The 18,908-nt window shown below is 58.6% G+C and carries 21 protein-coding genes; 15 read left to right on the top strand and 6 right to left on the bottom strand.

The window, feature by feature from the left end:
• The first annotated feature begins 92 nt into the window (after positions 1–92).
• The 8 genes from ACN0SY_RS01645 (at position 93) to ACN0SY_RS01610 (ending at position 8,724) form a co-directional block, all read left to right on the top strand.
• Positions 93–1,766 (top strand): AMP-binding protein, encoded by a 1,674-nt coding sequence (locus ACN0SY_RS01645; protein ID WP_417684018.1) that lies wholly within the window; start codon positions 93–95, stop codon positions 1,764–1,766.
• A gap of 52 nt (positions 1,767–1,818) precedes the next feature.
• Positions 1,819–2,505 (top strand): TetR/AcrR family transcriptional regulator, encoded by a 687-nt coding sequence (locus ACN0SY_RS01640; protein WP_417684017.1) that lies wholly within the window; start codon positions 1,819–1,821, stop codon positions 2,503–2,505.
• Positions 2,506–2,673: 168 nt separating this feature from the next.
• Complete coding sequence (locus tag ACN0SY_RS01635; RefSeq protein ID WP_417684016.1) at positions 2,674–3,567, top strand: SDR family NAD(P)-dependent oxidoreductase; 894 nt, start codon at positions 2,674–2,676, stop codon at positions 3,565–3,567.
• 120 nt (positions 3,568–3,687) lie between these two features.
• Positions 3,688–4,935, top strand: coding sequence for a branched-chain amino acid ABC transporter substrate-binding protein (locus tag ACN0SY_RS01630; RefSeq protein ID WP_417684015.1), 1,248 nt, complete (start codon positions 3,688–3,690; stop codon positions 4,933–4,935).
• 99 nt (positions 4,936–5,034) lie between these two features.
• Complete coding sequence (locus ACN0SY_RS01625) at positions 5,035–5,985, top strand: branched-chain amino acid ABC transporter permease (RefSeq protein ID WP_417684014.1); 951 nt, start codon at positions 5,035–5,037, stop codon at positions 5,983–5,985.
• Positions 5,982–7,268: a branched-chain amino acid ABC transporter permease gene (locus ACN0SY_RS01620; protein WP_417684013.1), complete on the top strand. Its 1,287-nt coding sequence runs from the start codon at positions 5,982–5,984 to the stop codon at positions 7,266–7,268. The genes ACN0SY_RS01625 and ACN0SY_RS01620 overlap by 4 nt, the downstream gene beginning before the upstream one ends.
• Positions 7,265–8,029: an ABC transporter ATP-binding protein gene (locus ACN0SY_RS01615; protein WP_417684012.1), complete on the top strand. Its 765-nt coding sequence runs from the start codon at positions 7,265–7,267 to the stop codon at positions 8,027–8,029. Before ACN0SY_RS01620 ends, ACN0SY_RS01615 begins: the two co-directional genes overlap by 4 nt.
• Positions 8,029–8,724, top strand: a complete 696-nt coding sequence (locus ACN0SY_RS01610; protein WP_417685841.1) for an ABC transporter ATP-binding protein — start codon at positions 8,029–8,031, stop codon at positions 8,722–8,724. The genes ACN0SY_RS01615 and ACN0SY_RS01610 overlap by 1 nt, the downstream gene beginning before the upstream one ends.
• Before the next feature lie 108 nt (positions 8,725–8,832).
• On the opposite strand, the gene ACN0SY_RS01605 is transcribed toward ACN0SY_RS01610, so the two are convergent.
• Positions 8,833–10,293: a hypothetical protein gene (locus ACN0SY_RS01605; RefSeq protein WP_417684011.1), complete on the bottom strand. Its 1,461-nt coding sequence runs from the start codon at positions 10,291–10,293 to the stop codon at positions 8,833–8,835.
• 45 nt (positions 10,294–10,338) lie between these two features.
• Between ACN0SY_RS01605 and ACN0SY_RS01600 the strand changes: the two genes are divergently transcribed.
• Positions 10,339–10,701 carry a hypothetical protein gene (locus ACN0SY_RS01600; protein ID WP_417684010.1) on the top strand — a complete coding sequence of 121 codons (363 nt, stop codon included), beginning with the start codon at positions 10,339–10,341 and terminating at the stop codon, positions 10,699–10,701.
• Here ACN0SY_RS01600 and ACN0SY_RS01595 read toward each other — a convergent pair.
• The gene (locus tag ACN0SY_RS01595) at positions 10,698–11,636 is read right to left on the bottom strand and encodes a PRC-barrel domain-containing protein (protein WP_417684009.1); all 939 of its coding nucleotides are present in this window, start codon (positions 11,634–11,636) and stop codon (positions 10,698–10,700) included. The two genes, ACN0SY_RS01600 and ACN0SY_RS01595, sit on opposite strands and share 4 nt — an antisense overlap.
• A gap of 195 nt (positions 11,637–11,831) precedes the next feature.
• A complete protein-coding gene (locus ACN0SY_RS01590; protein ID WP_417684008.1) occupies positions 11,832–12,020 on the bottom strand; it encodes a PLD nuclease N-terminal domain-containing protein in 189 nt (62 codons plus the stop codon).
• 179 nt (positions 12,021–12,199) lie between these two features.
• Here ACN0SY_RS01590 and ACN0SY_RS01585 point away from each other — a divergent pair, with 179 nt between their 5' ends.
• The 3 genes from ACN0SY_RS01585 to ACN0SY_RS01575 all read left to right on the top strand — a co-directional run bounded on the left by ACN0SY_RS01585 (position 12,200) and on the right by ACN0SY_RS01575 (position 13,188).
• Positions 12,200–12,406: a hypothetical protein gene (locus ACN0SY_RS01585; protein ID WP_417684007.1), complete on the top strand. Its 207-nt coding sequence runs from the start codon at positions 12,200–12,202 to the stop codon at positions 12,404–12,406.
• 80 nt (positions 12,407–12,486) lie between these two features.
• Entirely contained in the window at positions 12,487–12,654 is a 168-nt protein-coding gene (locus ACN0SY_RS01580) for a DUF1328 domain-containing protein (RefSeq protein ID WP_417684006.1), read from the top strand.
• Positions 12,655–12,822: 168 nt separating this feature from the next.
• Complete coding sequence (locus ACN0SY_RS01575) at positions 12,823–13,188, top strand: hypothetical protein (RefSeq protein ID WP_417684005.1); 366 nt, start codon at positions 12,823–12,825, stop codon at positions 13,186–13,188.
• Between the two features lie 62 nt (positions 13,189–13,250).
• On the opposite strand, the gene ACN0SY_RS01570 is transcribed toward ACN0SY_RS01575, so the two are convergent.
• Both ACN0SY_RS01570 and ACN0SY_RS01565 read right to left on the bottom strand, forming a co-directional pair.
• Positions 13,251–13,805: a sigma-70 family RNA polymerase sigma factor gene (locus tag ACN0SY_RS01570; RefSeq protein ID WP_417684004.1), complete on the bottom strand. Its 555-nt coding sequence runs from the start codon at positions 13,803–13,805 to the stop codon at positions 13,251–13,253.
• Positions 13,802–14,017 carry a NepR family anti-sigma factor gene (locus ACN0SY_RS01565; RefSeq protein WP_417684003.1) on the bottom strand — a complete coding sequence of 72 codons (216 nt, stop codon included), beginning with the start codon at positions 14,015–14,017 and terminating at the stop codon, positions 13,802–13,804. Before ACN0SY_RS01565 ends, ACN0SY_RS01570 begins: the two co-directional genes overlap by 4 nt.
• Before the next feature lie 199 nt (positions 14,018–14,216).
• On the opposite strand from ACN0SY_RS01565, the gene ACN0SY_RS01560 reads away from it, so the two are divergent.
• Positions 14,217–15,020, top strand: coding sequence for a response regulator (locus ACN0SY_RS01560; protein ID WP_417684002.1), 804 nt, complete (start codon positions 14,217–14,219; stop codon positions 15,018–15,020).
• A 185-nt stretch (positions 15,021–15,205) separates the two neighbouring features.
• Positions 15,206–16,291: an AI-2E family transporter gene (locus tag ACN0SY_RS01555; protein WP_417684001.1), complete on the top strand. Its 1,086-nt coding sequence runs from the start codon at positions 15,206–15,208 to the stop codon at positions 16,289–16,291.
• Positions 16,292–16,398: 107 nt separating this feature from the next.
• Here the strand turns inward: ACN0SY_RS01555 and ACN0SY_RS01550 are convergent, their stop codons facing one another.
• Complete coding sequence (locus tag ACN0SY_RS01550) at positions 16,399–16,596, bottom strand: CsbD family protein (protein ID WP_417684000.1); 198 nt, start codon at positions 16,594–16,596, stop codon at positions 16,399–16,401.
• Positions 16,597–16,818: 222 nt separating this feature from the next.
• On the opposite strand from ACN0SY_RS01550, the gene ACN0SY_RS01545 reads away from it, so the two are divergent.
• Entirely contained in the window at positions 16,819–18,627 is a 1,809-nt protein-coding gene (locus ACN0SY_RS01545; RefSeq protein ID WP_417683999.1) for a sensor histidine kinase, read from the top strand.
• The last annotated feature ends 281 nt before the right edge of the window (positions 18,628–18,908 follow it).

The following is an 18,908-nucleotide window of genomic DNA, read 5'->3' as shown; positions in this document are numbered from 1 at the left end:
GGACTGGCGCTGGAACATGAGGGGCGCCAGTCCAATGAATGGGAGGATGGAGGGCCGGAAGCGGCCGTCCGGCAAAACGGAAAGAACCAGCCGTGGAGAAATTCAAGCCGGTGCAGGTTGATGCACCAGAAAACAGCCTTGGAGAGACTGGCACCCAGCCGCATGATGAGGTCCTCGCCGACGGAGCGATGCAACATTTCTCGCTGACAGTGGACAAGTTTCTGCTGCATGCAGCGAAATGGCACCCGGCCACACAGGTCGTTACCGGACTGCCAGGGGGAGAGACACGGCGGTCGGGCTACGCGGTCGTTCTTGAAAACGCCCGGCGAGTTTCGGCAATCCTCGCCACTCTCGGCGTCGCACGTGGCGACAGGGTCGCGACGCTCGCCTGGAACAGTCAGGAGCACCTTGAAGCCTGGTACGGGATCATGGGGATGGGGGCCGCGTGCCATACCCTCAATCCGCGCCTGACGCCGGACCAGCTCGGCACGATGGTGCGCAGCTCAGGGGCGAGGGTCCTGATCGTCAGCGCCGACCTTATGCCTTTGACCCGGCAGATTGTCGACAACGCCCGAAGGGTCTCCCACGTTCTGGTGATTGATGGGAGTGCTGATACCTGGCCAGAGGGCACGGCGCAGCCAGCAGTACGGATTTTGAATGCCGACGATCCCTCGATTGAGGCGAATGTTCCCTGGGGCCAATTCGATGAGAATTGTGCCGCCGGACTGTGCTTTACATCCGGGACGACGGGCGCTCCGAAGGGAGTGAGCTACACCCATCGCTCCAACTACCTCCACACCATGCGTCTGCTTCAGACCGATGTCCTTGGGCTCTCGGCCCAGGACACGATCCTTGGTGTCGTGCCAATGTTCCACGCGAGCGCCTGGGGACTGCCGTTTGCCGCCCCTGCAGCAGGGGCGAAATTGGTGCTGCCCGGCCGGGCGGCGGATGGCGCCAGCCTCGAGCGTCTGATCAACGGCGAAGGAGTAACGATTGGTGCCGGTGTTCCAACCGTTTGGCTTGGCCTGCTGGAACATCTGGAAAAGACGGGGGGGCAGGTCCCGACGTTGAAGCGGGTCGTCGTCGGTGGTTCTCCCATGCCGCCGGCGCTCATGGAGCGGCTTGCAGTCGATCTTGGCGTCGAGACACAGACCAGCTGGGGCATGACCGAACTTTCGCCCTCCGGAACCATGGCAAGGCCGAATGAACCGAACCGGCAGGCCTCGGTTTCAGGCAAGCCCGCTCTGGGCATGGATTTGCTGCTGACCGACGCGAACGGCAAGGCCCTGCCGGAACAGCGGGACGTGGAGGGTCATCTGCGTGTGCGTGGTGCTGCCGTCATCGAGCGCTATCTCGGGCAATCCGAAAGTGCGACGGATGCAGATGGCTGGTTCGAGACGGGTGACCTTGCCCGGATCGGTCAGGACGGAAGCCTGATGATTACCGGTCGGTCGAAAGATCTGATCAAGTCAGGTGGAGAGTGGATCAATCCGGCGGAAATGGAGGCCGTGGTTGGCGCACATCCGGAGGTCTCCCAGGTCGCGGTGATCGGACGGGCGGATCCCAAGTGGGGCGAAAGGCCGATTTTGATCGTAGAAATGCGTGAGGGCTCATCTCTCAGTGATGCCGAGCTTTTGGACACTTTACGCAATGAGGTCGCTTCCTGGTGGATTCCTGACGCAGTCTTGCGTATTTCAAGGATGCCTTTGGCACCGACGGGCAAGATCGATAAGATGCGCCTGAGATCACAATACGCAAGCGCATGACCGAAGTCCCTGTGACCTCTGGTCTGTGCGTCAGCAAGCAAGAGGTTACAGGGTGACGGCCACAGCAAAGCCCAGGAAGAAGCGGACCACCAAGGCGGAACAACGCGCCGAGATGATCGAACAGATCATAGATGCTGCGGAGCTTCTGTTTTCGAAGCACGGTCTGCATGGTGTGACGCTGAAGGATGTGGCCAAGAGTGTCGGAGTGCACCACACCCTCATCAACTACTATTTCGATGACAAGAAAACACTCTTCGACACGGCGTTCGCACGCCGTGCCGAGGTCTCCTCTCAGCGCCGCATGAAGGCTCTGGCGGAATACGAGAAGGAGACCGGCGGCAAGCCCACCGTTGAAGGCGCACTGAAGGTGTTTCTGGACACCGATCTCGATCTCTATTTCGCGAGCGGGGAGGGTTGGAAGAACTATGCCGGCCTCAGTGCCCTCGTCGCCAATACCCCGGAGTGGGGCGCTGAATTGATGGACAAGAATTTTGATCCGGTCGTTCACCGGCTGATCGACCTTCTAAAGAAGGCATTGCCGGATTGTCCGGAAGTGGACATCTACTGGTGCTATCACTTCGTGACCGGCTCCCTGATGCTCACACTCGCTAGAACGGGTCGTATCGACAAGCTGTCCGGCGGACTTTGCTGCTCTGATGACCATGAGGCGATCAAGGAACGGATGGCTGTTTTCATGGCCGCTGGCTTCCACGAGATTTGCAGAAGGCGCAACGCCTGAGTTCCAGCCGATTACGCTTTCCGGATGCCCCGCCGTTCCATCTGAACGGCGGGGCATTTTTGTTTTTAAGCCCTGAATTTGCGTCGACGCGGGCAAAAGAAACTCTTGCGCCAAGCTAATTAATTCACTAGTGAGTGAATGAAATGAAAGTGCAGGAGGAATCAATTCATGTCGCTGACTGGGCGCACTGTCATCGTGACCGGAGCAGGTGGAGGACTGGGGCGCACACATGCCCTGTTTCTGGGCGGCATGGGAGCCAACATCGTTGTCAACGACATGAACGGCGAAAGCGCTGCAGCGGTTGCCGATGAAGTGGTCGCGGCCGGTGGCGCCGCTCTTGCATTTGCAGGCTCGGTAACCGACGAAGCCCGCGTGGCTGCCATGGTCGACGCAGCGATGGAGAAGTGGGGTCGTATCGACATCCTCGTCAACAACGCCGGAATTCTACGCGACAAGACCTTCGCAAAGATGGATCTCGAAGACTTCCGTCAGGTGATCGATGTGCACCTGATGGGATCGGTGATCTGCACCAAGGCCGTCTGGGAAATCATGCGGCGCCAGCAGTATGGCCGCGTGGTGATGACGACCTCGTCATCGGGGCTCTACGGCAACTTTGGCCAGTCGAACTATGGCGCGGCGAAAATGGCCCTCGTTGGCCTCATGCAGACCCTCGCGCTCGAAGGTGAAAAATACAACGTTCGCGTCAATTGTCTGGCGCCGACAGCTGCCACCCAGATGACCGGGGAGCTGTTCTCGCGCGAGGTTCTGGAGCGTCTGGCTCCGGAGGCTGTGAGCGCCGGACTTTTGGCGCTTGTCGGCGAGAACGCACCGACGCGCGCGATCCTTTGCGCGGGAGGCGGGCGTTTTGCATCGGCCAACATCACCATGACACAGGGCGTCCAGCTCGGGGCCGGAGACGGCGTCGCCGAGAAGGTGGTCGAGCAGTGGGATCGCGTATGCGAGCGCACGGGGGATGTCGTTCCTCCTTATGGATTTGCCCAGGTTGAGATGGAGCTGGCGAGCGTCGGACTGGACGCGGTCAGCCTTCTGAAAACGGGATAGGTGCCCGTCGTCCGGCAGGTGCTTCCGGGAGGGAGGTGTCTGGTGGCGGGTCCGATTCGTGCAGCAGAAAACTGCGCAAGGGCAGGCAGATGAACCGCCTGTCGAAAGTGGAGGAGAGCAATGAAAAAGTTGATAGCAGGGGCAACCGTTGCGTTGTCCGTGATGGGAACAGTGTCGGCACCGGCATGGGCCGAGACCCTCAAGCTCGGTTTCGTCGACCCGCTGTCGGGTGGTGCTGCGAGCGTCGGCCAGATCGGTCTGAACCAGCTCAAGTTCATCGCCGACCAGGTCAACGAAAAGGGCGGCGTCAATGGCGAGATGGTCGAGGTGATCGGCTATGATAACCAGGTGAACGCCCAGACGAGCCTTGTTCAGGTCCAAAAAGCCATCGATGAAGGCGTTCGCATCATCCTGCAGGGCAATGGCTCATCGGTCGGCGTCGCCATCGAGGAGTTCGTCGCCAAGTACAACTCGCGCAACCCCGGTGCCAACGTCGTATACCTGAACTACGGCGCCGTTGATCCGGTGATGACGAACGAGAAGTGCAGCTACTGGCACTTTGCCTTCGATGCGAACGTCACGGTCAAGATGGAAGCACTGACCAACTTCATCCGCGTTCGCGACGAGATCAAGAAGGTCTACATCATCGGTCAGGACTATTCGTTCGGTCATGCGGTTGCCGATACGGCGGTGCGGATGCTCAACGACAAGCGTCCGGACATCGAAATCGTCGGCAATGAACTTCATCCGCTCGTCAAGATCACCGACTTCGCACCCTATATCGCGAAGATCCAGGCCTCCGGCGCTGATTCCGTCATCACCGGTAACTGGGGGCAGGACTTTGCCCTTCTGGTGAAGGCTGCCGGCCAGGCGGGTCTCGATGTCAACTGGTACACCTACTACGCTGGTGCTGCAGGCGGCCCGACCGCCGTCAAGCAGGCCGGTCTGGAGGATAAGGTTTTCCAGGTCAGCGAGGGCATCTCCAACCTCGGCTATCCGCCGGCAGAGGAAACCGCACGCGCCTATGGCGAACGCTACAAGGAAGCTCCGGTGATCTTCCCGCGCATGTTCAATGCAACGGGCATGCTGTTCAAGGCAATAGAAGAGGCCGGCTCGAAGGACCCGGGTGACTTCATTCCGAAGCTCGAGAATATGCGGTACTCCGTTTTCTCCAACGGTGGCGATTCCTTCATGCGTGCGGAGGATCACCAGTTCTTCCAGCCGCTCGTGATCTCCACTTTCGGCCCGCTGGATAGCAGCCAGCCGTTCGACGAGGAAGGCACAGGCTGGGGCTGGAAGAAGATCGGCACAATCCAGGCCGGTCAGACGATCGTTCCCACGACCTGTGAGATGAAGCGTCCGGGCTGACCCGACGCTCGGCTGATCCCGGCGCCCACCGCCGGGATCAGTTTTCTGGCGCCCCGGAAGAAGGCGCCCCAAGAGAACTCTTTCAGAGCGAGCCGTAGCTTGTTGGAAATTCTATTCATATCGACCATCAACGGCGTTCTTTACGGAATGTTGCTGTTCCTGATGGCGAGCGGACTTACCGTCATCTTCTCGATGATGGGCGTCCTGAACCTGGCCCATGCCAGCTTTTACATGCTTGGTGCCTTCTTCGGCTTCGAGATTACCCGTCACCTCGGTTTCTGGCCCGCTCTTGTGCTGGCGCCGGTTGTCGTCGGCGTGATCGGCATGTTCGTCGAACGCTACGGCCTGCGCCATGTTCACAAGCATGGTCACGTTGCCGAGCTTTTGTTCACCTTTGGCCTGACATTCGTCATCCAGGAACTGGTTGAAATGATCTGGGGCAAGCTGCCGGCGGATTTCCGTATTCCCGCATCGCTGGATTTCTCTGCTTTCACCGCCTTCTCGACGAACTATCCGGCCTTCAAGCTGTTCGCCTTGCTGGCCTCGGTCGCGATCTTCATCGCACTTCTGCTGGTGATCAAGCGGACCCGCGTCGGGCTCGTGGTCCAGGCGGCACTAAGTCATCCGGAAATGGTCGGTATGCTCGGTCACAACGTCGATCGCGTCTTCATGGCGGTCTTCGGCGTCGGCGTGGCCTTGGCCGCAGTCGCGGGCGTGATCGCAGGACCGGTGCTCGTCACCCAGTCGAACATGGCCGGTCTGCTCGGACCGATCCTCTTCGTTGTGGTGGTTGTCGGGGGGCTCGGATCCCTGGGCGGTGCCTTCATCGCGTCGCTGATGATCGGATTGGTCCAGACCTTCGCCGTCGCGTTCGACGTCTCGCTGGCCGATGCCTTCGGGTCCTTCATCCCAACCAGCGATGTCGGCCGTTTCTTCAAGGACATCTGGTCCGTCACCATCGCCCAGATCGCCCCGGTCATCCCGTACATCCTGTTGGTGATGATCCTGATCTTCAGGCCGCGCGGATTGATGGGAACTCGTGACACATGATTGACACCACCAAACTCAAGCTGGGAGCGCGCGGTCGCCGGTCGCCGGCACTCACCATAGGTATCTGGGTGCTCACGGCTGCAACGCTCGTCCTGTTGCCCCAGATCTTCTCCTCGGGCCTTGCGATTTCGACCATGTGCCTGATGGGCACGATGATCATCTTCGCGCTGTCCTACAACATGCTCCTGGGCCAGACCGGTCTCCTGTCGTTCGGTCACGCGGTCTTCTTCGGACTCGGCGGTTTCCTGACCGTTCACATGCTGAATGCCTTTGCCGGTGGCGGATTGCCCTTCGGACTGGTTGTCTATCCCGTGTTCGGGGCAATCACCGGCCTGATCTTCGGCATCGTCTTCGGCGCTGTTGCGACGAAGCGGGCAGGCACTGCATTCGCCATGATCACGCTTGGAATCGGTGAGCTGGTGGCTTCAAGCGCCCTGATCCTTCGTTACTTCTTCGGTGGTGAAGAGGGTATCACCGTGGATCGAACGGATCTTGTACACATCTTCGGATGGAGCTTCGGCCCCCAGATCCAGATCTACTACCTGATCGCGGTCTGGTGCCTGATTTCGATGGGGTGCATGTATGCGCTTACGCGCACTCCGTTCGGGCGAATTTGCAATGCCGTGCGGGACAATCCGCACCGGGTGCAGTTCATCGGCTACAATACCGGTACCGTCCGTTTCATCGCGTTCTCACTCGCCGGCCTGTTTGCAGGAATTGCCGGTGCGCTTGCTGCGATCAATTTCGAGATCGTCAACTCGGCGCAGATGAGCTCTCATGAATCCGGGGCGGTGATCCTCATGACCTACATCGGTGGTGTCGGCAACTTCGCCGGTCCGATCCTGGGGGCTATCCTGATCACCTATCTGCAGCTGTCGCTCAGCGACATCACGGAAGTCTGGGAACTCTATTTCGGCCTGATGTTCATCGCCATGGTGATGTTCGCACCCAGAGGCCTCGCCGGCATCCTTGCCGCGCAGGTGCCGCTGATCCGAAATGGAAGCCTTCTCAAGGTCTTGCCGTATTACCTGGCGGCACTGGTCCCCGGCCTGATAGCCCTGACCGGGTTCAGCATGGTGATCGAGATGACGCATCAGCTGTCGGTCGCCACCTCGGAAGGCACATCCATGTCGTTCCTCTACGTTCCGTTCGAGGCCAACTCCATCCTGGCCTGGGCATTGGCACTCTGCCTGTTCGGAGGCGGAACTTGGGTTTTCCTGCGAACGGCGAAAATGGCCGGAGAAGCATATGGCGCAGCTGTTACAATTGGGAGGGGGCAATGACCAATAGCGCCACAACTCCGGTTCTGGAACTCAAGGGGCTCGAAAAGAGCTTCGGCAGCACGCGCATCATTCGTGGGGTGGATCTGGCGGTGCCCGCGGGTGAACGCCACGCGGTGATCGGTCCGAACGGGGCAGGGAAGTCCACCCTGTTTCACCTAATCAGCGGTCACTATACGCCGACGAGCGGCAGCATCCGGTTCCGTGGAACCGAGATCGCCGGACAGTCTCCGGAGCAGATCAATCGGATGGGGCTGTCCCGCAGCTTCCAGATCACGAATATCTTTCCGCAGCTCAGCGTTTGGGAAAACGTGCGCTGTGCCACGCTCTGGGGCCTCGGCTACCGGTATGCTTTCTGGCGCAATGTCGACAAGCTCGCCGATGCCGAAGAACGCACGCACCAGATCCTGAGCGAGATCAACCTGCTGGACCGGGCCGATACGCCTGCGGGCGTGCTTGCCTATGCGGAGCAGCGCGCGCTGGAAATCGGACTTGCGATCGCCGGCAATGCGGAGATGCTTCTGCTCGATGAGCCGATGGCAGGCATGAGCCATGCGGAAACCGAACGCATGGTCGCGCTCATCCGCAAGGTCAGCGAGAACCGGACACTGGTCATGATCGAGCACGACATGGGCGTCGTCTTCGACCTGGCAGATCGCATCACCGTGCTTGTCTACGGCGAGGTGATTGCGTCTGATACGCCTGAGCGCATCAAGGCCAACCCGGAAGTCCAGAAGGCGTACCTGGGAGTCGAGGTGGCATGATGCTTTCAGTTCAGAATCTTCACGCCTACTACGGCAAGAGCCACATCCTGCAGGGGGTGAACCTGAGCGTCGATGAAAAGGAGATCGTCTCCATCCTCGGCCGCAACGGTGTCGGCCGGTCGACGACGCTCAAGGCGATCATGGGTGATCCCTCACCCGAAGGCACAATCACCTTCAAGGGTGAGCAGATTGCCGGACGCAATCCTTACGAGATTGCGCGCAAGGGTATTGGCTATGTACCGGAGGAACGCTCGATCTTTCCGACGCTGACGGTCGAGCAGAACCTGATCATGGGCGAAAAGTCCGGTCAGTCTGCCGGACGCTGGAGTATCGACGAAACCTGGAAGATGTTCCCGCAGCTGAAGGAGCGTGCAAATGCTCCAGGCGGGGCGCTTTCGGGTGGCGAACAGCAGATGTTGACGATCTGCCGGACCTTGATGGGCAATCCCGATCTCATCATGATCGATGAGCCCACAGAGGGACTGGCGCCCCAGATGGTGGAGCGGATCGGAGAGCTTTTGCAGGAAATCGGTCTGCGCGGGATCTCTATCCTGCTTGTTGAGCAGCGGCTGGTCATCGCGACCCGGATCTCCCACCGTGTCTATGTCATGGGCCATGGCCAGATCGTGTTCGAGGGCACACCGGCCGAGCTCATGGCAAATGAAGCGGTGCGGCAGGAGTGGCTCGAAGTCTGAGCGCTGCGTTCAGAAACCCTCCGGTGTGATACCATCGATAGAACAGCAAAGAGGGCGGGCCTTTCGGTCCGCCCTCTTTCATTTTCTGAGTTATCACTCGGTGATCACTTAGTGAGCAACGTCCCCCAAATCTTCTGCCGGGACTTCATACTCATGGATGAAGTTGATCACCATGCGGGCATCGTCTGCCGCAACGGTATAGGCATCAAGGCTACCTGAAACCGTCGCAGTGGCACTGCCGAACACGGCTTCGTAGATATTTACCTCGGTCGGTACCCAGACGCCATCCTGAAGAACCAGGACCTCAGCCGTTACGCCGCTGTAAACAGCCGAACGGTCATAGGTGAAGGCGGAATAGTCGATCTCCGAATAGGCAACGTCGCCCGACGAGGTCAGATTTACGCCAAGAAATGCATTGATATAGGCAATCTCGTCGCTGGAGAATGCTCCGGTCTTGTCGGTCGCAGCCGCCAGGAACGAGGTCGATGCAGCCAGGTCCTCACCGGTAAATACGCCGTCGATCATGAAGTCGAAGTCGGTTCCCGGCAGATCCGATACACCGGGAATGGATCCATCGGACATGAGGGCAACGTAGATCGCCAGGTTCTCAAGCGGCGAGTCGATCGTTTTTGCGACACCGTCCACCGTCAGCACCAGGCGGCCGGCTGCATCCGTGGTCAGCGCGGTTGCATCGTTCAGCAGCGTGACAACTTCGTCCGCCCGGCGCAGCAGGACGCTCGTGGGAGCCCGGCCGACATTGAGGCGTCCGAGTTCCACCTCAACGGTCAGGCTTTCGTCTACCGGGTGACCTTCTTCATCGAGCGGAATCGGATTGCCGTCGGCATCAAGCGGCTGAACCCAGCCTTCTGCCGTCAGTATCGGCACGCCGTTTTCGTCACGGTCGATCACCCAGAGGTCGCCGAAGAGATCGCCTTTCTTTGAGCCGGAGGTGTCCGGCCGGCCGCCACCCGCACCATCCTTGCCGCCGGGCTGCTTGGCCCAGTCCGGACGATCGGAATCGTCGTCGCCGGTCACGGACAGCAGAATTTCCGCAAAGGTCTTGCCGCTCTTGCCGGCCATCTGACCGCCTGTGTTTTCCGGCTTGCCGCCCTTCGGAATGCCAGCGGCCTTCTGTGGCGTGGCACTGGTGCCGGATTTGCCGCTTCCGCTGGATGCCGTCGATTTCTTGGACGGGGACGTGGATTTCTTCTTCACGGTTGCCGTCGGCTGCTGTGTGGTCGGCTCCGAGCTCTGCGAAGCACGGGGTTCGGGGCGTATCCAGCCGGAGCCCGCTGCGCCGCCGGCACCTCCAACAGATCCCGCCGATCCGCCTGAGCCTCCGGCTCCGCCCGAACCGCCAGATCCGCCAGAACCACCGCCGTGGCCACCACCACCAGAACCACCGGAACCGCCGCCGCCCGAACCGCCGCTACCGTGGCCCTGGGCCTGCGCCGCCGTCACGAGCGAGATATCCGAATTGGAAACCATCAGCGTAGAAACGCCAGCCATCATCATGGCGGCCACCGTTGCGGCTGCAATGACCTTGCCTTGTCCAGACTGTCTAAACATCAACCAACCCTCCGTTTGAAAGTGCCTTGCGGCAGCAGGTGACGTATGGAAACATTCATTGGTCTGAATGTTTTTGATCTGGCGCAAACGGTCAATTTTTTAGTAGCCGGAAACCTTTGGTCCGCTCAGAAACCTTTCCGTGTCCCGCATTCGAGTAAGCAGGGAGTTGCGGACGAAATAACAACGGAAACAGGTTCTTGGCAGGAGGCGCGCAAAACGGGTGCGATGCTCTTTCATGGATCTTTACGTTGTAATACTGAGCAGTCTAAATTTTTAGTGCCGGTGAGCGTAGGTGAAGGGATTTTGGCGTGGACGAGGCCAAACAAGCGCCTCGCAAGACAATCCCAGAACAGAAAAAGCCCGCCCATCGGAGCTGATGGGCGGGCTGTTGGACAGGCAGGCTGTTAGGAGCCGATCACCATCGCATCGCGATCGGACTTGTAGGTTTCGGCGTCATAAGCCGCGCCCTGCTCAAGTTCCGCGCGGGTGAACGGCGTAGAGACATAGAGTTCGCCGTCTTCGTCCTTGTAGATGGTCAGCTCGGTGAAGCTCACTGCGACCGGCTTCTCGCCGATACCGAGGAAGCCACCGACATCCAGAACTGCTGCATCGATCTCGCCGTCAGCCGTCAGAAGGACTTCGCTGACTTCGCCGATGTCTTCATTGGCGTTGTTGTAGACGGTGGCACCGATCAGGGTCTCTGCGGAAATCGTACCGGTTTCGACCTGGGTCTTGCCTTCCATCCAGGTGCCGTCGGCCATCTTCGCAGTGGTGTTGTCCCACGCGGTCTTGGCTTCGTCGCGGACGGTCTCGTAAGTCTGCTTGGTTGCATCGGCAACCTTGTCCATTTCATTGCGAACGTTGGACGAGGTCATCCAGTCCGGGATGTAGTCCGGGCGCTCGTACTCCTGAGCTGCTTCCAGCTCTTCCTTGGAGACGTCCGAGGTCACGCGGAGCTCGTCATCATCGACGGCGACCATGGCCAGGCGATCGAAGTCAACCGCAACGTCCTTTTCGCCGATACCCAGGAAGCCGCCGACACCGACGATGACAGCACGGATCTGACCGTCTTCACCGATTACAATGTCATTGATGTCGCCAACGGAGTCAGCGTCTTCGGCATTGGATGTGTAGACGTACTTGCCGATCAGGTTCGAGGCCAGGTAACCGCGAGCGCTCTGCTCAGCCAGGGTGTTCATGTCGAAGAGGTACAGGTTGGTATTTTCCTGCACTTCTACTTTGGCGGCCGGGTCCATTTGCACAGGCTGATTGTCTGCGGCAGATACCGGAACCGAAAGAACAGTGGCAAGGGCGGTCGTTGCAAGAATAGTGCGAAGCATCATTCACTCTCCAGATTTGGATTTACTGACACGCTTGCTTGGGGTGTCGGGTAGGAAATGAACGCGAGCACTATTGGTTCCTAAAAAATATGTAAAAATTTTTTCGGTTGAAATAAAAAAGACCGCCGACTTGTGGGGTCGGCGGTCAAGGTGTCATGCGGGGGAGGAGTCAGAGATTAAAACTTTAAGATGCTTCGGTTAAGCTATCGAATGGCTCGATCCGCGAGGGCCGGCGAGCAGCCAGACGATGAAGCCGACGACCGGGAAGATCAAAATGCCCAGCACCCAGAGGATCTTCGCACCGGTGGAGGCAGAGCTCGAGAGAGTCTTGATGATCGCGTAGATGTCGGCGATGAGGACGAGCAGTCCAAGAAGTCCGTATTCCATGTCACATCTCCTGTGTCTTGCGAGGTCGTGAGGAGAACGTGGCGAGCAATGAAAAGGTTCCGAAATAATTTTAATGACATTGCCGTCGAGAGGGCCGGGAACGGGGAGGGCGGTCATTCGTTTCCTTGAAGAAGGTGCGCTGAAGCTTGGCGCCCCGGAAGTTTCAAAGGAGACGCGATATGGAAACGAAATCCAGAGGTGAGCGCCAGAAACAACTCGAGGAACCGCTTACCCTGGCGGAGGATGTTCGCCACGAAGGTGGGCGCAGTGGTGGCAACGTCGCCCGTGACGTTGGAACCGAGGATCATATGAAGAGGGCATTTGAACGCCCCGGCGGTGCCACGCGGGTGACGGGGGAGCACGAGAAACGCGGCGCAAGAAAATAGATCGGGAACGATTTTATCGTGTGTGAATTAATAACTTGAACATCCACCGCTGAAACGTCACTTCTGAAAGGAATGTCATCATGCTGAACTGGGCTCTTCTTTTTCTGATCGTCGCTCTTGTTGCCGCTGTTCTCGGATTCGGCGGCATTGCGGGTACCGCCATGTCCATCGCGAAGATCATCTTCGTCGTCGCTCTTGCGCTGTTCGCGATCACCGCAGTCGTGCATCTCATCCGCGGCCGCGCATAAACTGCCCGACCAACATCCTGAAAAGGGCCTGCAGCCTGGCTGCAGGCCCTTTGTTTTTGTGCGCAGCCGCGCTCTCGAATTCCGGAAAATTCGCAGGAAACCTGGCGCGACGAACGGAACATACAGCCGTTGGATGCGTTGATCCTGTATCAAACCATGGAGGTTATTATGGCCGTGAATTTCAAATACGTTTCTCCCTTGGCGCTTGGCATCGGGATGCTGTTCAGCTCGCAGGCCCTGGCGGCCGGGTGTATCGGTGAAGTCGATGCAGTGCAGGCTCGGCTGGACGCTATGCCGATTGAGCAGAAGACAACCGAAGAGCAGCCGGAACAGGTCACCGTCGAAGCTAATGGCGACGAGGTTACGATCCCTGCCATTGATGCAAAGCCGACCGAAAGCTGGTTCGGCATGCCCCCGGGAGAGGCTTCAGTGGAAGAGTACCTGGAAGCTGCCCGCCTTGCGGCAAAAGAGGGCGATGAGGAGGCCTGCATGGAGAACCTCGAGAATGCCCGCACAGCCCTTGAATCGCGCTAGAAAAACCTAGTCGACAAAAAAAGCCGGGACGATTGTCCCGGCTTTTTTCTTGTTTGCTTATGTCAGACCGAAAGTGCGGCCTGGAGCATTTGGGCTGACTGTTGCGCGCCGTTGTCGTCCCTGACGAAATCCGGCGATCCATTCATCAGTTCTTCAAGGCGCATCCTTGCCCGGGACACCCGGCTCTTGACCGTGCCGGTGCGCACACCAAGAACTTCCGCGGCTTCGTCATAGGAGAAACCGCTGGCGCCGATGAGGATAAGGGCTTCGCGCTGATCCTCCGGCAGGCACTGGAGCGCGCTCAGAAAGTCGGACATTTCGAGATGCCCACCCTGTTGCGGTATGTCTGTAAGGGAGGCGGCGTGGATGCCATCGCTGTCGGCAACCTCACGCTTCAGCTTGCGCCCTTCGGTGTAATATTGATTGCGCAGGATGGTGACGAGCCAGGCGATAAGGTTGGTCCCTGGTGTATAGCTGGCTCGTTTGTCGATAGCCTTGGCCAGGGTTTCCTGAACAAGGTCGTCGGCGCGGTCGCGGTTCCCGGCAAGTGAGCGCGCGAACGCTCTTAACGAGGGAATGGCCTCGACCAGCTCGCGTTTGAAGGCAGCGTCACTCACCGTGCACACTCCTCTCCAGACTCGTCGTCGGGCGAGCCGTCCAGCTGGCTAAGAAGGGCGAGCATGTCATCGGGAATATCCTCGGTGACCGCCTCGTCGTAGATCTTCTTCAACTGGTTCCCGATCCAGTCCTCTTTCGTCCGTCCGAGCTTGCCGGGTGCAATAAGCCCGTCAGACAGGGGTGATTGGGCGGTCTTTCTGCTCTGCGCCATAACTTCTCCTTGGCCCCGGGACCCAAAATAGGGCGTCGATCCCTTGATTGTTCTGATCAGTAAACTGCGGCCCCAAAAAAAAGTTCCCTTGGTTCGGAACTTTTTTCGCATCCGGAAGTTTACGGATTGGCGCTAAGGCGCTCATAGCGTCCTTCCGGCACCAGGATCGGCAGGACAGACGCAAAAGGATAATGAACTCATGCCCGGAAGTCTTTCTCAGGAAATTGCTCCCCATCTTCCGTATCTCCGTCGCTATGCAAGAGCGCTCGCCGGTTCCCAGAAAAGCGGTGATGCCTACGTTCGCGCTTGCTTGCAGACGTTGGTCGCAGACAGTTCTGCCTTCGACATGAGCAATGGTGCCAAGATCGGCCTCTACCATCTGTTCCATGTCTTGTGGAACGCGACAATGATCGCGGCTCCCGCGCAGGACGGAAGCGTCTCCATCTTTGAAAAGACAGCCCAGCAACGTCTTTCCAGCATGACCCCGGAAAGCCGTCAGACGCTTTTGCTTTCCACCCTCGAAGGGTTCAAGGCAGCCGAGGTCGCTCATATCATTGGCAAGACCGAGGATGACGTTTCCCGGTTGATCAGCGAAGCGATCAACGAGATCGACCGTCAAACCGCCACCCAGGTTCTCATCATCGAGGACGAGCCGCTCATTTCCATGGATCTGGCGGACATCGTCACCAGCCTTGGCCACCGCGTTACCACCGTGGCGCGCACAGCCGCTGAGGCCGTTGTCGCGGCCCGGAACGAAAAGCCGGGACTGGTCCTCGCCGACATTCAGCTGGCCGACGGATCCTCCGGTATCGATGCGGTCAAGGATATTCTCAGTGATTTCGATGTCCCGGTCATCTTCATCACGTCCTTCCCCGAACGTCTGCTTACCGGCGAACGGCCTGAGCCGACCTTCCTGATCACCAAGCCCTTCGATCCGAATACGGTCAAGGCCGGTATCAGCCAAGCTCTGTTTTTCAACTCGACTGCGTCCGTTGCGGCATGATCCTCTCCCTCCCGTCGCAGGGCGCGAGAACCCCGGCCTGGTGCCGGGGTTTTTCTTTTGACGAAGTGATTGGGCGCCACGGTCTCCTGATCGGGAACGGGTTTCATTGAACGGCGTTGATCGAGAGGGGCTCGATCCCCGTTCCTGGAACTGACCCCGGTTCCGGACACCCTGGAGAAGATGACATGCTCCAATCCCAACTGGACAACAAGACAGATACGCCCGTGATCAAGGGTGGGGTGCGTCGCAGCCTCGCTGAGACCGCCTCGACCCGCTTCGCGATCTGGGGAATATTCGCCGTCGCCGCGATCTGGGCCCTCCAGGAAGGGCAGGGGATCATGGTGCCTGTCATGGCAGCGCTTTTTCTCGGTTTGGGACTCGGCCGATTTCAGGTGGTGCTCGAACGCCAGGGGGTATACCCGGGACTGGCGGCCGGCTTCATCGTCGTTGCAATGGTGGTGGTTTGTCTCTTCGCCATGCGCATTCTCGTCCTGCCCTTCGAGGAATGGTGGGCGCGCCTGCCCGAAATCTATGCGGCCTTGAGACGGCAGCTGAACGATGTCAAGGAACTGCTTCTCACGATTGAAAGCGCGGCGGACGCCGTGCAGGAAACGACCGGGATTGACACCTCGGGTGACAAGACCGTCGTTTCGGCTCCCGCGTTTCTTGGCGGAATTGCGATCAGCCTACCGGCAGCCGGCGGGCAGCTCGTTCTTTTCACCGGGGTTCTCTATTTCTATTTGGCCTCACGCTCGAGATTGACAGCATCGCTGACGGCGCGTGGCGCGACATCCCTCTGGGCACGACGCCTGCGCCAGACCATTGGGAGGGCGGAAGCGACTGTTGCGGACTATCTCGCCGTCGTTTCCGCAATCAACCTCGGTCTTGCAGTGGTCACCGGGATTGCGCTTGCGCTTATCGGTCTGCCCAATGCCTGGTTCTGGGGAGCACTGGCAGGAATGCTGAACTTCATACCATATGTCGGACCCTTCATCCTGACGTTGTTGCTGTTGGGAGCGGGCTTGCTACGCGATGGTACGACCCTGTACATGCTGCTGCCGGCCCTTGTCTTCTTCGCCGTGAACCTCGTCGAAGCCAACTTCGTTACGCCGAGTGTGCTGGGCAAGAGAATGAGGGTTGAGCCGCTGTTCGTCGTGCTTTCCCTGGGATTTTGGGTTTGGCTCTGGGGACCGGTCGGAGGGTTGCTGGCCATACCTGCCTTGCTCGTTCTGCAGTCGATCTTTCAGCCGGCAGTTCATGCCAGACCTTGAGGGACAGGGGCAAATGAGAGAACCTGACCGAAGTCCTTTCCCACATTGAAGAGCACACAAAAAAGGCGGGGTTTGACCCCGCCTTCTTGTTACGCGCTGGAAAGGGCTCAGATCCGCCCCATCCAATCGTCGATCTCACGTTTGGCTTCTTCCTCGGTCTTGCCGTAGCGTTCCTGGATAAGGCCGGCAAGCTCGGTCTGACGGCCTTCGATCTGGTCGAGTTCGTCATCGGTCAGCTTGCCCCACTGAGCAAGTGCCTTGCCCTTGAATTGCTTCCAATTTCCTTCGATCTGGTTCCAGTTCATGATGAACTCCTTTCAGTTCCTGGACATGACGGGAAGCAAACGGGCAGCCCGGCCACCGGTTCCTGAAATTATTTACGCAACCATTTCCGTTCTCGCGCGTTGACCACTGATCGCCGGAGCTGCAGAAGCGGCTTCGTCGACGCCATTCTAAGCACTCGAGCCTCCGTAAATCGTCCGAAATTGCTGCGTCCGATCCGGCAATTTCCCCTGATCGGAATTATTATGAATACAATCTTGGACTATCTGTTCGGCGCCGCCAGCTTCATGCCTCACGGTTATTGTTTGCTTTGGCGCCCGGATCTTGTCGCCATGCACGCAATATCGGATGCCCTGATCGGTCTGGCCTACATCAGCATTCCCGGCGCGATGCTCGTCTTTCTGAAAAAGCGCAAGGACCTGAACGAAGATGCAAGACTGATCGCATATCTTTTCATGGCCTTCATCGTGGCATGCGCGCTCACGCATTTCACTGCGCTACTTACCCTGTGGATTCCGGCCTACGGGGCCCAGGGACTGGTAAAGGCCGGTACGGCTATCATTTCCGTATCAACGGCCATCGCCATATGGCCACAGATACCAAGGCTGCTTGCTCTACCCTCACCACAGGCTCTTGAAGCGGCGAACGTTGCACTTCAAAAGGCAAACGCGCGTCTAGACGAGGCACTCGTGGGCCGAACGCATGAGCTCGATGAAGCCAGGGACCGGTTCGAGGCGGCTCTGACCGGATCGAACATCACCGTTTTCACTCAGGACAAGGATCTCAGGTATACCTGGATCCACAATCCGCGCGTGGACTGCGATGCCGAAGAGATCATCGGCTCGACGGACGTCGACCTCTTCCCGAAAGAGACTTCCGACCTGACGGTTGCGCTTAAACGTGAGGTTCTCGCAACAGGAAAGACGCAGTCGATCTCCATCGCGCTTGAGACGGAGGCCGAGGGAACGCTCTATCTTGATCTGACGGTGAATGCGACGCGCGATGATGCCGGCAACATCAATGGTCTGCTGTGCACCGCCCTCGACATGACCGAGAAGAACCTTTTTGAAGTTCGCCTGGCTTCAATGGCCTCGCAGCTTACCGAGGCAAATCGGCGTTTCGAGGCTGCCCTCGATGGCTCGCTGATCACGGTTTTCGAACAGGACCTTGACCTGCGCTACGTTCATATCGTCAACCCGCCGCCCGGAACCGGGCAGCAGGACTATCTGGGCAAGACGGACTATGACCTGTTTTCCACCGAAGACCAGCTGAGCCTTATCGCGCCCAAGAAACAGGTCTTCGAGAGCGGCGAACGCGTTCAGCTCGAAGTCGACATTGTGCTGAATGGAAAGCAGAAATGTTACGATCTTCGCCTCGATCCGAAATTCGACGGTGATGACGAAATCTGCGGCGTGATTGGCACCGCGGTGGACTTGACGCACAAGAAAAACAACGAACGCCAGATGCGCCTTGTCATGCGGGAGCTGACACACCGGTCGAAAAATCTGCTGGCTGTCATTCAGGCAATGGCACGGCAGACCGCAGCGAGGACGAAGGACAAGGACGAGTTTGTTCAGCGGTTCTCCGCGCGGCTCCAGGCAATGGCAGCCTCCCATGATCTTCTCGTATCTCACTCCTGGTTTGGCGCAGGGCTTGAGGAACTCATCAATGTGCATCTTTCACAGACGGTTGATCCCCACAGTCCTCAGGTAACGATTGCCGGTGATCCAATCCACGTATCCGCTGAAGCTGCCCAGAACCTTGGTCTGGCCCTCCATGAACTGACGACCAATGCCGCGAAATATGGCTCCCTCTCGGTACCTGACGGACGCCTGAGCCTGACGTGGCACAGGGAGGGAGACACAGTCTTCCTGCGGTGGAAGGAAACCGATGGCCCCGCCGTAACCGAACCCACCCGTCAGGGCTTCGGTAAGATCCTGTTGGAGCGGTCGGTGGGTCCGTCTCTGGACGGTCAGGTGGCACTGAAGTTCGAGCCCGACGGTCTCCTGTGCGAGATCAGATTCCCGATGTCACAACTGGTGGATATGAACTGAGCCCAAGCCCCATCCGGTTGGAACGAAAAAAGGACGGCGGAATTTACCGCCGTCCGTGAAAACTTGTCTGCCGGATAGGAACGAGATCAGCCGCATCGGAAAGGCAGAATTGGCGATGCTACTCAAGGTGACGGACTGCTACCCGTTTCCCGCACTGGCCTGGATGAGGTATCGAGGGTTTCCAAGGCCTCATCGATCTCCAGAATCAATTCGCTCTGACGTTCCTGGTTGACCTGCCGGATCTTCGAGAACCGGTTGAGGGCTTTGCGCCAGTGTAACAA

This window comes from Roseibium sp. (assembly GCF_048261595.1).
Classification (GTDB): Bacteria; Pseudomonadota; Alphaproteobacteria; order Rhizobiales; family Stappiaceae; genus Roseibium.
This window is presented reverse-complemented; position numbering and strand designations above follow the sequence as displayed.

What these genes read in the sequence shown, in the direction of transcription:
- ACN0SY_RS01605 (WP_417684011.1), bottom strand. Translation starts at nt 10,293, where the DNA reads ATGTTTAGACAGTCTGGACAAGGCAAGGTCATTGCAGCCGCAACGGTG.
- ACN0SY_RS01560 (WP_417684002.1), top strand. Translation starts at nt 14,217, where the DNA reads ATGCCCGGAAGTCTTTCTCAGGAAATTGCTCCCCATCTTCCGTATCTC.
- ACN0SY_RS01585 (WP_417684007.1), top strand. Translation starts at nt 12,200, where the DNA reads ATGGAAACGAAATCCAGAGGTGAGCGCCAGAAACAACTCGAGGAACCG.
- ACN0SY_RS01600 (WP_417684010.1), top strand. Translation starts at nt 10,339, where the DNA reads ATGGAAACATTCATTGGTCTGAATGTTTTTGATCTGGCGCAAACGGTC.
- ACN0SY_RS01615 (WP_417684012.1), top strand. Translation starts at nt 7,265, where the DNA reads ATGACCAATAGCGCCACAACTCCGGTTCTGGAACTCAAGGGGCTCGAA.
- ACN0SY_RS01565 (WP_417684003.1), bottom strand. Translation starts at nt 14,017, where the DNA reads ATGGCGCAGAGCAGAAAGACCGCCCAATCACCCCTGTCTGACGGGCTT.
- ACN0SY_RS01590 (WP_417684008.1), bottom strand. Translation starts at nt 12,020, where the DNA reads ATGGAATACGGACTTCTTGGACTGCTCGTCCTCATCGCCGACATCTAC.
- ACN0SY_RS01630 (WP_417684015.1), top strand. Translation starts at nt 3,688, where the DNA reads ATGAAAAAGTTGATAGCAGGGGCAACCGTTGCGTTGTCCGTGATGGGA.
- ACN0SY_RS01575 (WP_417684005.1), top strand. Translation starts at nt 12,823, where the DNA reads ATGGCCGTGAATTTCAAATACGTTTCTCCCTTGGCGCTTGGCATCGGG.
- ACN0SY_RS01545 (WP_417683999.1), top strand. Translation starts at nt 16,819, where the DNA reads ATGAATACAATCTTGGACTATCTGTTCGGCGCCGCCAGCTTCATGCCT.
- ACN0SY_RS01595 (WP_417684009.1), bottom strand. Translation starts at nt 11,636, where the DNA reads ATGATGCTTCGCACTATTCTTGCAACGACCGCCCTTGCCACTGTTCTT.
- ACN0SY_RS01555 (WP_417684001.1), top strand. Translation starts at nt 15,206, where the DNA reads ATGCTCCAATCCCAACTGGACAACAAGACAGATACGCCCGTGATCAAG.
- ACN0SY_RS01550 (WP_417684000.1), bottom strand. Translation starts at nt 16,596, where the DNA reads ATGAACTGGAACCAGATCGAAGGAAATTGGAAGCAATTCAAGGGCAAG.
- ACN0SY_RS01620 (WP_417684013.1), top strand. Translation starts at nt 5,982, where the DNA reads ATGATTGACACCACCAAACTCAAGCTGGGAGCGCGCGGTCGCCGGTCG.
- ACN0SY_RS01610 (WP_417685841.1), top strand. Translation starts at nt 8,029, where the DNA reads ATGCTTTCAGTTCAGAATCTTCACGCCTACTACGGCAAGAGCCACATC.
- ACN0SY_RS01580 (WP_417684006.1), top strand. Translation starts at nt 12,487, where the DNA reads ATGCTGAACTGGGCTCTTCTTTTTCTGATCGTCGCTCTTGTTGCCGCT.
- ACN0SY_RS01635 (WP_417684016.1), top strand. Translation starts at nt 2,674, where the DNA reads ATGTCGCTGACTGGGCGCACTGTCATCGTGACCGGAGCAGGTGGAGGA.